Raw genomic sequence first — 4,918 nt, 5'->3', positions numbered from 1 at the left:
TCCAGAACCACGGGCTCACCCACCAGGCCAGGCCCACGAAGATGAGGAGGGGCAGGATCAGCCACGGCAGTCTGCCGAGGTAACGGGCGGTGGTCAGTTTCGGGGAGACGGGGTTCACGCCCTCCACCCTAGGGTCAGTCTGCCGCCGGGCTCACGCGGATGTCGCCGAGGCTGGATTCCGCGACGGGCACCGCGGCGCCTGCGACGGTGACGGTGAGGAGGCCGGCGGTGGGGGTGGCGTCGACAAGCAGGCGTGCGCCGGGGGTGATGCCGTGGCCGGCGAGGTAGCGCAGGAGGTCCGGGTCACGGTCGTTGATCTGCTCGACGGTGACCCGCGTGCCCGGCGCGACCACCGCGAGGCTGACCCCGGGCAGCTTCTCGACGCGCCCGTCCGCCCCCGGGATCGGGTCCCCGTGGGGGTCGCGGGTGGGGTGGCCGAGGTGGGCGTCCATGCGCTCGAGGAGCCGGTCGGAGACACCGTGTTCCAGCAGGTCAGCGTCCTCGTGGACCTCGTCCCACGTGTAGCCGAGGACGGTGACCAGGAAGGTCTCCAGGAGACGGTGGCGGCGCACCATGGCCAGGGCGAGACGGCGGCCTTCGGTGGTGAGGGTGACCCCGGCGTAGGGCTCGTGGTGGACGAGCCCCTGGCGGGCCAGTCGCTTGACGGCCTCGGAGGCGGTGGGCAGTTTCTGGCCGGTGAGGCGGGCGAGGTCGCCGAGGGCGGCGGGGGTGCCGGGGGAAAGCTCCGCGATGTCCCACAGTGCCTTGAGATAGTCCTGCGAACGGTCGGGGAGGTCATGGACGTGCATGGGGGTCATCGTAGCCGGATCCCTCTTGCTCTCCCGGCGGTCAGGCACTACCGTACCTGAATGTTCATGTCGTTGAACTTTTATTTTCCGCATCACTAGCAAAGGTATTCAATGCGATACATCACCGGCCTCGCCGCCGCCCTGGCGCTGGCCCTGCCACTCGCCGCCTGCTCCACGGACAGCTCCACCCCCGGCCAGGACACCCCGCTCACCGTCTACGCCACCACCGGCTACATCGCCGACGCGGTGCACAACATCGCCCCCGACGCGCAGGTGACCACGATGGTCGGCCCCGGCGGCGACCCGCACACCTACCAGCCGTCCACCCGCGACGTCGAGACCCTGCGGCACTCCGACCTGGTGTTCTCCAACGGCCTCCACCTCGAGGCGCAGATGACCACCCAGCTGGAGTCCCTCGGGGACAGGCACCTCGCCCTCGGTGACCTGCTGCCACCGGACCTGCTGCTGCCCTGGGAGGAGACCGACCCTGACGGCCACCCGCTCCATGACCCCCACGTGTGGAACAGTCCCGCGGCCTGGCAGCTGGTGGTCGAGCAGATCACCGACCGCCTCGCCGCGGAGGACCCGGACAACGCCGAGACCTACCGAGCCAACGCCCGCACCTACAACGCGCAGATCGCCGAACTGGAGGAACGCTCCCGCGCGCAGCTGGCCGAGCTCACTGCACCCCGCATCCTGGTCACCGGCCACGACGCCTTCGGCTATTTCGGCCAGACCTTCGACCTGGAGGTCCGCGCCACGGACTTCATCTCCACGGAGGCTGCCCTGTCCCCCACCGAACTCTCGGAACTGGCCGACTACATCGTGGACAACCGCATCCCCACCATCTTCCGGGACAACCAGGCCAATCCGCAGGCCATCACCTCCCTGGAGGAGGCCGTCTCCGCGCGCGGCTGGAGCGTCACCATCTCGGACGCCGAACTGTTCGCCGACTCCCTCGGCCCGCAGGCACCGGTGGACACCTACCTGGGGACCCTCGGGCACAACGTCGCCACCGTCGCCGCGGGACTGGGCGGGAAGGCACAGCCGTGATGAACACCCCCGACACCCTCGCCGCCGAGGCCCGTGGCATCACCGTCTCCTACCGTTCCGGGACCGTCCTGCGCGGGGTCTCCCTGCAGGTCCCGTCCGGTGTGGTCATGGGCGTGGTCGGCCCCAACGGCTCCGGCAAGTCCACCCTGCTCAAGGCCATGCTCGGTCTCGTCCCCGTCACAGCCGGCGAGTCCCGTTTCTTCGGACGCCCCCTCGGGCAGGTCCGCCAGCGGGTCGGCTACATGCCGCAGCACACCGCCGTGGACTGGGACTTCCCCACCACGGTCGCCGACGTGGTGCTCATGGGCACCTACGGCCGCCTCGGCTGGCTGCGCCGCCCCGGCCGGGCGGAACGCGCCGCCGCCGCCCGGGCCATGGACGCGACCGGTATCGCCGACCTCGGGTCCCGCCAGATCGGAGAGCTCTCCGGTGGACAGCGGCAGCGTGTCTTCCTGGCCCGCACCCTCGCGCAGCAGCCGGACCTCCACGTCATGGACGAACCCTTCCAGGGCGTCGACGCCGTCTCCCAGCAGGCCATCGTCGACGTGCTCCATGACCTGCGCCGTCAGGGCCGCACCATCATCCTCGTCCACCACGACCTGCAGACCGTCACCCGTTACTGCGACCACGTCACCCTCCTCGGCGGGGGCGGGGTGGTCGCCAGCGGCGACGCGGGAGAGCACTTCACGGAGGACAACATCGCCCGCGCCTACGGACTCGCCCGATGAACCCCGCGGACTACTTCTCCGACCACACCTTCACCATGGTCACCGTCGGCACCGCCGTCATCGGCGGGGTCGCGGGGGCGCTGGGGTCCTTCGCCTACCTGCGGCGGCAGTCGCTCATCAGCGACGTCATCTCCCACGCCGCCCTGCCCGGCACGCTCCTCGCGTTCCTGCTGCTCACAGCCTTGGGTCTCGACGGCCGCAGCATGGCCGGCCTCCTCCTCGGCGCCACCACCGTCGGCACGGTGGCGGTCATCGCCGCCAACGCGATCACCCGGCACTCCCGCATCGCCATCGACACCGCCATGGCCGTCGTCCTGTCCAGCCTCTTCGGGCTGGGCATGCTGCTCATCCAGTACATCCAGCGCACCCCCCTGCCCGGCAAGGGCGGAATCCAGGACCATCTCTTCGGCAACGCCTCCACCATCACCCGCGCAGACCTGACGGTCTCCCTCCTCGTCGGGGTGGGCACCCTGGCGATGGTGGGTCTCTTCTGGAAGGAGTTCGCCCTGGCCACCTTCGACCGCGATCTCGCCGGGCTGCTCGGCTTCCACCACCGGGTGCTCGACCCGCTGGTGTTCTGCGCGATCACCGTGGCCACCGTCATCGGTGTCAAGGCAGTGGGACTGGTGCTCATGGTGGCGTTCGTGGTCACCCCGCCCGCCGCGGCCCGCCAGTGGACCCGCACCCTGCCGACCATGGTGGCGTTGTCCGGGCTGTTCGGCGCGACGGGCGCCGCGGTGGGTGCCTACCTGTCCATCGTCTTCGGCCCCGTGCCCACCGGCCCGGTCATCGTGCTCGTCCTGTTCACCCTCTTCCTCCTGTCCCTGACCCTGTCACCCCGCGGCGTCGTGCTGCGTACTTATCGACGCCACCAGCCCCACCACCTGACCACCCTCCCCGGAACCCCATGACCTTCATCCTCGGCACCTTCCTCCTCGCCCTCGTCACCGCGCTCGCATGCGCCCTCCCCGGGGTCTTCATCGTGCTGCGCCGCAGCTCCATGCTCGTCGACGGCATCTCCCACGCCGTCTTCCCCGGCATCGTCATCGGCTACCTGTTCACCCACGACCTGCGTTCCCCGTGGCTCATCCTCGGGGCCGCCCTCGCCGGGCTCCTCGTCGTCCTCGGCGCGGAGTGGCTGGCCTCCACCGGCCTGCTGGCGGGCGACGCCCCGCAGGGCCTCATCTTCCCGGCTCTCTTCGCGGTGGGCATCATCCTCGTGACCGCCCGCCTGTCGAACGTCCACCTGGACACCCACGTCGTCCTCGTCGGCGACCTCAACCTCGCCTCCTTCGACCGGCTCACCCTCGGCGGCGTCGATCTCGGTCCGAGCCACCTCTACGTCATGCTGGCGGTGCTCGCCCTCAACGCGGCCTTCCTCACGGCGGTGTTCCCGCAGCTCACCGCGGCGACCTTCGATCCCGTCCACGCCCGTCTGCTCGGCATCCCCGTGCGCTGGCTGGGCCTGACGTTCATGTTCACGGTGTCGGTCACCGTCACGGCTGCCTTCCACGCGGCGGGCGCCCTGCTGGTCATCGCGCTCATGGTCGCCCCCGCAGCGACGGCCCACCTGTTCGCCACCCGGCTCTCCTCGCTCATCGCGTGGACGGTGGCCTTCGCCCTGGGCGGTGCCGGCACCGGTTTCTGGATCGCCTACGTCACCGACACCGCCACCTCCGCGGCGATGGCGGTGTTCTACGGTGTCCTGTTCCTCATGGTGCTGCTGGGGGTGCGCCATACTTCCCGACGACGCCAGCTACGCTGACTGATGTGACCGCCCTCGACTACCTCATGGCCAAGATACCCACCGGTGCCACCGTCGCCGTGCTCATCGCCTTCGCCTCGACGTTGATGACCCGCGAGATGCCCCTCGATCTCCTGGACATCCTCTTCTTCCTGGGTGTGTGGCTGGCCGGCACCATCGCCGCCGCCGCGATCCTCGCCTTCCTGGAGTTCGCCCGCGACCGCTGGATGTAGCAGTCTGCCCCGCCCTCCCCCGATCTCACACGTTCGGATTCACATCCCCGAGAGAGGCGCCCCACGGCTCCCCCAGGTTCGGAACCAGTGTGCGTTCGAACCTGTGCTTCCGGGGTTGCGCGGAGCCCCGCCCCTACAGCCCCTCGTCGTCGCGGCGCACCTCGTAGGTCCGCACGTCCGGCCAGCCGGGCGAGGTGAAGGGGTGGTTCTGCCACCGGGCCCCGTGTTCCTTGAGGTGCGCGATCCCGTCGCGGCAGAAGAACCCCACCGGCAGGGAGGAGATGTCCTGGGCCACCCGCTTCTTCGCCCCCAGGAAGATCGCGGCGTTGAACTCCGCGGTCGGTTCGTCGC

At 70.0% G+C, this 4,918-nt stretch carries 7 protein-coding genes; 5 read left to right on the top strand and 2 right to left on the bottom strand.

From position 1 onward, the window contains the following. Positions 1–134: 134 nt before the first annotated feature. Positions 135–809, bottom strand: a complete 675-nt coding sequence (locus GXZ33_RS08300) for a metal-dependent transcriptional regulator (protein WP_291340384.1) — start codon at positions 807–809, stop codon at positions 135–137. A 111-nt stretch (positions 810–920) separates the two neighbouring features. Here GXZ33_RS08300 and GXZ33_RS08295 point away from each other — a divergent pair, with 111 nt between their 5' ends. From GXZ33_RS08295 to GXZ33_RS08275, 5 genes are read left to right on the top strand one after another with little or no spacing between them, the layout of a single operon-like run. Next, positions 921–1,862 carry a metal ABC transporter substrate-binding protein gene (locus GXZ33_RS08295; protein ID WP_291340383.1) on the top strand — a complete coding sequence of 314 codons (942 nt, stop codon included), beginning with the start codon at positions 921–923 and terminating at the stop codon, positions 1,860–1,862. After that, entirely contained in the window at positions 1,862–2,590 is a 729-nt protein-coding gene (locus GXZ33_RS08290; protein WP_291340382.1) for a metal ABC transporter ATP-binding protein, read from the top strand. The genes GXZ33_RS08295 and GXZ33_RS08290 overlap by 1 nt, the downstream gene beginning before the upstream one ends. After that, positions 2,587–3,501: a metal ABC transporter permease gene (locus GXZ33_RS08285; RefSeq protein WP_291340380.1), complete on the top strand. Its 915-nt coding sequence runs from the start codon at positions 2,587–2,589 to the stop codon at positions 3,499–3,501. The genes GXZ33_RS08290 and GXZ33_RS08285 overlap by 4 nt, the downstream gene beginning before the upstream one ends. Continuing rightward, complete coding sequence (locus GXZ33_RS08280; RefSeq protein ID WP_291340378.1) at positions 3,498–4,355, top strand: metal ABC transporter permease; 858 nt, start codon at positions 3,498–3,500, stop codon at positions 4,353–4,355. The genes GXZ33_RS08285 and GXZ33_RS08280 overlap by 4 nt, the downstream gene beginning before the upstream one ends. A 5-nt stretch (positions 4,356–4,360) precedes the next feature. Continuing rightward, a complete protein-coding gene (locus GXZ33_RS08275) occupies positions 4,361–4,567 on the top strand; it encodes a hypothetical protein (RefSeq protein ID WP_291340376.1) in 207 nt (68 codons plus the stop codon). Positions 4,568–4,700: 133 nt separating this feature from the next. Here GXZ33_RS08275 and GXZ33_RS08270 read toward each other — a convergent pair. Then, the coding region (locus GXZ33_RS08270; protein ID WP_291340374.1) for a hypothetical protein at positions 4,701–4,918 on the bottom strand (218 nt) is incomplete at its 5' end.

It is taken from the genome of Corynebacterium sp. (assembly GCF_012838985.1).
Lineage (GTDB): Bacteria > Actinomycetota > Actinomycetes > Mycobacteriales > Mycobacteriaceae > Corynebacterium.
The sequence above is the reverse complement of the archived record's forward strand: the minus strand, read 5'-3'. Positions and strand labels throughout refer to the sequence as shown.

Coding starts and splice junctions, on each gene's coding strand:
- GXZ33_RS08300 (WP_291340384.1), bottom strand. CDS start 809: ATGCACGTCCATGACCTCCCCGACCGTTCGCAGGACTATCTCAAGGCA.
- GXZ33_RS08295 (WP_291340383.1), top strand. CDS start 921: ATGCGATACATCACCGGCCTCGCCGCCGCCCTGGCGCTGGCCCTGCCA.
- GXZ33_RS08290 (WP_291340382.1), top strand. CDS start 1,862: ATGAACACCCCCGACACCCTCGCCGCCGAGGCCCGTGGCATCACCGTC.
- GXZ33_RS08285 (WP_291340380.1), top strand. CDS start 2,587: ATGAACCCCGCGGACTACTTCTCCGACCACACCTTCACCATGGTCACC.
- GXZ33_RS08280 (WP_291340378.1), top strand. CDS start 3,498: ATGACCTTCATCCTCGGCACCTTCCTCCTCGCCCTCGTCACCGCGCTC.